This window comes from Thermococcus sp., assembly GCF_015523185.1.
GTDB lineage: Archaea > Methanobacteriota_B > Thermococci > Thermococcales > Thermococcaceae > Thermococcus.
Genome location: NZ_WAKV01000032.1, coordinates 1 through 5,864 on the forward strand (window position 1 = coordinate 1; position 5,864 = coordinate 5,864).

The 5,864-nt window shown below is 51.8% G+C and carries 6 protein-coding genes; all 6 read left to right on the forward strand.

Annotation, left to right across the window (positions count from 1 at the left end; genetic code table 11):
* Positions 1 to 876, forward strand: an 876-nt coding sequence (locus tag F7B33_RS03825; protein ID WP_297073187.1) for an oxidoreductase, incomplete at its 5' end; no start/stop codon positions are given.
* Between the two features lie 140 nt (positions 877 to 1,016).
* Entirely contained in the window at positions 1,017 to 1,958 is a 942-nt protein-coding gene (arcC, locus tag F7B33_RS03830; protein ID WP_297063076.1) for a carbamate kinase, read from the forward strand.
* 46 nt (positions 1,959 to 2,004) lie between these two features.
* Positions 2,005 to 2,859, forward strand: coding sequence for an ATP-dependent Clp protease proteolytic subunit (locus F7B33_RS03835; RefSeq protein ID WP_297063069.1), 855 nt, complete (start codon positions 2,005 to 2,007; stop codon positions 2,857 to 2,859).
* Positions 2,860 to 2,981: 122 nt separating this feature from the next.
* Positions 2,982 to 3,887 carry a coiled-coil protein gene (locus F7B33_RS03840; protein ID WP_297063071.1) on the forward strand — a complete coding sequence of 302 codons (906 nt, stop codon included), beginning with the start codon at positions 2,982 to 2,984 and terminating at the stop codon, positions 3,885 to 3,887.
* Positions 3,888 to 3,892: 5 nt separating this feature from the next.
* On the forward strand, positions 3,893 to 5,599 hold the full coding sequence (gene arcS / locus F7B33_RS03845; protein WP_297073191.1) for an archaeosine synthase subunit alpha: 1,707 nt from the start codon (positions 3,893 to 3,895) through the stop codon (positions 5,597 to 5,599).
* Positions 5,600 to 5,628: 29 nt separating this feature from the next.
* Positions 5,629 to 5,864 (forward strand): DUF2103 domain-containing protein (locus tag F7B33_RS03850; protein WP_297073189.1); only part of this gene is annotated, 236 nt, incomplete at its 3' end.

Here is a 5,864-nt window from a genome sequence, read left to right on the forward strand (position 1 = left end):
GAGATGAGCGGGCGTGAGTGGATAAGGGAGAGGATTGGCGACAACGAGTTCGTTGACCTCTTCATTAAAAGCTTCCTCGGCTGGGCCGACAGCGTTTTGGACGTTCCCGCAGGGGAGCTGGCGAGAGAAATTAAGGCCGCTCTGAAGTGGGGCGGGCCGGGCCTCGTTAAGGGCGGTTGCAGTGCAATCACCGGTGAACTCGCCCGAATCGTAGAGGGGAGCGGGGGTAAAATACTAACCCGAAAAAAAGCCGTTAAAATTGACCTTGATTCCAAGAAAGTCATAACTGCTGACGGCGAGGAGTTTCCGTTCGACGTCCTGATTTCCAACATCGGCATCAGGGAGACCGTCGAGCTGATTGGCAGGGACAACTTTGACCGCGAATACCTGAAGAAAGTTGACTCACTAAGGCCGAGCGAGGGTATAAAATACAACGTCGCCCTGAAAGGAGGGCCGAGGATAGGTAACACCGTTGTCTTCACCCTCGACACCGAGAGGATAAACGGCTACAACGAGCCCACCAGCGTTTCTCCCGAGCTGGCCAAAGACGGCTACACTCTAATAATGCTCCACCACGCGCTCCAATCAAAGAACGTTAAGGCCGAACGGAGGAAGGGAATTGAAGACATCTATAGAATCTTTCCAAACCTCGACGAGGAGGGCGAAATACTCTTAATCCAGTCCTATCTTGACGGGAACCCGGTAAACAGGGTGGCGAGCGGACAGACCGTTGAAGGCTTTTCGGTTCAGGATATCTACATCGTCGGTGATGCCTACAAGCCCCCCGGGGGAATAGAAGTTGATGGCATAGCCCTCGGCGTCATGAGGACTCTCGAACGGCTCAACCTCGGAAGCTTTTCGGAGTGGTATTTGTGAAGGAAAGTTTTTGGGCATCTCTTCTTTACGTTTTCCAATTAAGTTTCCCGCCTACCGAACCTTTTTCAAATGAACATCGTTGGCACCTAACGAACGTTTTTATTCTCAGGTTCAGACTTATCCATCCCGGGGTGATGCTCATGAAGAGAGTAGTCATAGCCCTTGGCGGTAACGCAATCCTCCAGCGCAGTCAAAAGGGAACCTACGAGGAGCAGATGGAGAACGTGAGAAAGACTGCTAAGCAGATAGCCGATATAGTTGAGAGGGGTTATGAGGTTGTCATAACTCACGGTAACGGTCCGCAGGTGGGAGCCTTACTCCTTCAGATGGATGCGGGCCAGCAGGTTTATGGCATCCCTGCCCAGCCGATGGACGTGGCTGGAGCAATGACTCAGGGACAGATTGGCTACATGATTCAGCAAGCCCTTATCAACGAGCTCCACGCAAGGGGAATAGATAGGCCTGTTGTGACCATAGTTACCCAGACGATAGTTGATAAGAACGACCCAGCCTTTCAGAACCCGAGCAAGCCTGTTGGACCCTTCTATGATGAGGAAACGGCAAAGAGACTCGCGAGGGAGAAGGGCTGGGTTGTTGTGGAAGACTCGGGGAGGGGCTGGAGGCGCGTTGTTCCGAGTCCAGACCCTAAGGGCCACGTCGAGGCACCGGTGATAGTTAATCTTGTTAAGGAGGGTTTCATCGTTATAGCCAGCGGCGGCGGTGGAGTTCCTGTGATAGAGGAGGACGGTCAGCTCAAAGGTGTCGAGGCCGTCATAGACAAGGATTTGGCCGGTGAAAAGCTTGCCGAAGAAGTGAACGCGGACATCTTCATGATTCTGACCGATGTAAACGGTGCAGCCATAAACTATGGAAAGGAAAACGAGCGCTGGCTCGAAAAGATAACCGTTGAAGAGCTTAAGCAATACTACAACGAGGGACACTTCAAGAAGGGTAGCATGGGGCCCAAGGTTCTGGCGGTTATAAGGTTCGTTGAGTGGGGTGGTGAGAGGGGAATCATAGCTTCACTGGACAAAGCCGTTGAAGCCCTTGAAGGTAAGACCGGAACGCAGGTCGTGAAGTAACCAAAGTCTATAAATACTCTTCCTCTCTTCTTTATTAGGTGATGGCATGGCCGACGCTTCGAGCGCTGTGAGCGGGTTCTTTGGCTCCCTGCTATGGTGGCTGTTCTTCCTCTATCTGCTCCTCTGGCCCCAAATGCAGTACAAAAGCCTCCAGATGGCCAGAACAAGAATTCTCCAGCAACTCTCAAGGAAGAGGGGCTCAACGGTGATAACAATGATTCACAGACAGGAGAGCATAGGCCTCTTCGGGATTCCCTTCTATCGTTTCATAAGCATGGAGGACAGCGAGGAGATACTCAGGGCCATCAGAATGGCACCAAAAGACAAGCCCATTGACCTGATAATCCACACGCCCGGTGGACTTGTACTTGCCGCCACTCAGATAGCAAAGGCCCTCAAGGACCACCCTGCCGAGACGAGGGTCATCGTCCCCCACTACGCAATGAGCGGTGGAACGCTTATAGCCCTGGCGGCGGACAAGATAATAATGGACCCACATGCCGTTCTCGGCCCGGTTGACCCACAGCTGGGACAGTACCCGGGACCGAGCATAGTGAGGGCAGTGGAGAAGAAGGGTGTTGAAAAAGTGGACGACCAGACGCTAATCCTTGCTGATGTCGCCGAAAAGGCCATCAAGCAGGTGAGGGACTTCGTTTACAGCCTTCTCAAAGACCGCTATGGGGAGGAGAAGGCAAGGGAGCTTGCCCAGATACTCACCGAGGGTAGGTGGACACACGACTACCCGATTACCTACGAGCACGCTAAGGAGCTCGGACTTCACGTGAGTACAGATGTTCCCGGGGAAGTTTACGCCCTCATGGAGCTCTACAAACAGCCAATGAGACAGAGGGGAACAGTGGAGTTCATGCCTTATCCCCAGAAGGCTGAAAACTCGAAGTGATTTGTTTTCAATTTTACTTCCTTTTGATTTTGGCCAAAAAGTTTTTATTTGCTTTCTCCTTTTTCAGTCCAGATGTTTGGAGTAAACAGAGCTGTTCTAAAAATGGGAGAGGGGTTAGAGAGATGCCAACGGTTAAAGTAGACCCAGAGGAAATTAAGAGAATCAAGAGAGAATTGGAGGCCCTTGAGAAGGAGAGAAACGAGGTTAGGGCCAAACTTGATGAGCTCGAAAAGGAGCTCCAAATCTGGATTCAAAAGAGGGACGAGAAAAACAAGGAAGTTAAACAGCTCCGTCAGAAGGGGAGGGAGTACAAGGCCAAGCGCGATGAAATCAACCAGAAGATAAAGGAGCTCAAGAAGAACCGCGAGGAGATAAATGCGAAGCTCGACCTCCTCTATCAGGAGATACTCGAGTACAGGACCAAGAGGGACGAATACAACCAGCTCAGAAGGCTCAAAATGTCTCCCGAGAAGATACAGGAGAGGATTGAGAAGCTCGAATGGGAGCTCCAGACAAATCCAAACATCACCCCCGAGAGGGAGAAGCAGATAGTTGACCAGATACAGGTTTTAGCGACAGAACTTGAGATAATCCAGCAGGCGGACAGGTTCCACAAGAAGCTCGTGGAGACGAGGAAGAAGGTTGACCAGCTCAAGAAGGCCAGGAAGGCGATAAGCCTTGAGATACAGAAGTTAGCGAACCAGAGCCAGCAGTACCACGAGCAGATGATTCAGGCCTTCAACAAAGCAGATGAGGTCAAGAAGGAGGCCGACGAGTACCACCAGAAGGTCGTCGAGCTCCGCGAAAAGGTTAGGGAAGTGAGGAGAGAGCTTAGGGAAATCGAGAGAAAGATTAGGGAGTACGACGAGAAGCACAAGGAGCTGATAGCTTACCGCCTCGTTGCCAAGATGCGCGCCAAGAAGGATGCGAGCTTCGAGAGAGCCGTTGAGGCCCTTGAGAAGTTCAAGAGGGGGGAGAAGCTCACCCTCGATGAGCTACTACTCCTCCAGCGCTACAACCTCGTGTGATGCCCATGGAAGTGCTCAAACACGAAGGTCCCGGAAGACTTGGGTTAGTTCGCCTGGGAGATTACTCCTTCAGAACCCCCGCTTTGGCGGGGATAGACTTCACGCTTTCGCCCTTCAACTCCTTCTTCCACCCTGAGAAACCGGGCGACTACGACTTCAATTTGGCTCCTGCTATACCGCTCGGCTTTTACACCCCAAGTGAGGTCATTGAGAAGGCCATCGGAAGGCTCTGGAGCGTTGACTACGAGGGCTTCAACGCCTTCTACCTGCCGGCTTTGAAAAAAACCGAGTACCTGGGGGAGTTCTTTAAGATAATTGAAAGGCATAACTTCGAGACCGTTTACCTCGGTAACTCGAAGATTCTAATCAAGGAGTACCGCTATTTCGTGAGAATCCTCCGCGAGCTCCGCGAGAGGTTTCCCAACGTCATGATAATAGCCGATTTGGAGCCCTTCTTCTACCCTCTGGCCGTTTACCTCGGCGTTGATGCCTTTGATACGCGCTCGCTGAAGCTCTACGACTTTGAGGGCAAGGGCTTCACCCAGTACAGCCCCTTCCTCTGGGGCAAAGAGCCGAACTCACTGGACTTCGCAAGGGAAACAATTTTACTCGTTAGGAAGGCTCTCGAAGAAGGAAAGCTCCGCTACCTTGTTGAAAATCTGTTCTACACTCAATACCACGCCGGAATACTTCGCATAGCTGACATTGAGCATTCCAATTACCTCGAGAAGTACACGCCAATTCAGAGGGAGACCCTCTACTTCATAAGCGACGCCTCGATAAGAAGGCCCGAGGTTAAGAGATGGCACGAGCGCGTTATCGAGCGCTTTACTCCACCGAAGAACACCGAGTTGCTTCTCCTCCTTCCATGCTCAGCCAAGAAGCCCTACTCCTTCTCCCGCTCCCACACTCTCTATCGGAGGGCGGTAAAGGAGGCCATCGGCTCAGGGATAAGCAGAGTCCACGAGTTAATCCTCACATCCCCCTTCGGAGTTGTTCCGCGCGAGTGGGAGTGGTTAGCTAAGTACGACATAGTAGTTACTGGCCACTGGAGCGAGGAGGAAATAAAGCCTGCGGCGGAACTTCTGGCAAAAACCCTCGAGAAGTATCCGAAGGACGTTCCGATAATAGCGCACCTTGACGAGGCCTACATTGAGATAGCGAAGCTTGCAGGCGAGTTAAGCGGAAGGGAGATAACCTTCACGGATGTGAGGAACGGCACAACGAGCAAGGAGAGCCTAAAATCGCTCACCGAAACTCTCAAGGAGTTCGAGCTTGGAGGCACCAAGGAGGACAGAACCTATCGCTACTTTGAAAACATTAGGAAGGTTTTTGACTTCTACTTTGGTGAGGGAGCAGGAGAAGCAGTTCTTCCCGGCAATGGTCATGTTAAGGGTTCTAAGATGCTACGCCTCTTTGTGGAGAATCAGCAGACTGGAACCTTCAAGGATGGACTCATAAGCGTTACGCCCTTCGGCATGCAGAGGATATACGACGCCCTCAAAGCCTACTGGGTGAAGATTGACTTTGACCTTCGCGGTGACGTCTTTGCTGTCGGTGTCAACGAGGCCGATGAAAGAATTAGGCCGGACGACATAGTTGGTGTAGTGAGGGATGAGAAGGTCGTCGGCGTTGGAAAGGCCGTTCTGAGCGGTGAAGAAATGGTTAAAGCCAAAAAGGGCGTCGCCGTTAAAGTTAGGAAGAGGGCTTAACTTTTAAACTCTCCCTCCAACTTTTCTTCATGCCCAGGCACTTTCGAAAAGGCGTCAAGAGGGAACATCACTTCCTTAAGGGACTTGAAAAACCGCTTGAGGAGATAGCCCAGCTTCCCGGGGTTAAAAAGGTAATCCCGGGAAGGATTTACGCGAGCGATTCGAGGGGCTTCGAGATTAAGGTAACGCGGGAAACTCAAACCGGCTTAAAGCTCGTCGCCAAGAGCGACGGTTCCGTTCAGGAGGTCTTTCTCGTCGTTGACAA

Excerpts from the sequence above, each read along its gene's own strand:
- F7B33_RS03835 (WP_297063069.1), top strand. The coding sequence starts at position 2,005 with ATGGCCGACGCTTCGAGCGCTGTGAGCGGGTTCTTTGGCTCCCTGCTA.
- F7B33_RS03840 (WP_297063071.1), top strand. The coding sequence starts at position 2,982 with ATGCCAACGGTTAAAGTAGACCCAGAGGAAATTAAGAGAATCAAGAGA.
- arcC (WP_297063076.1), top strand. The coding sequence starts at position 1,017 with ATGAAGAGAGTAGTCATAGCCCTTGGCGGTAACGCAATCCTCCAGCGC.
- arcS (WP_297073191.1), top strand. The coding sequence starts at position 3,893 with ATGGAAGTGCTCAAACACGAAGGTCCCGGAAGACTTGGGTTAGTTCGC.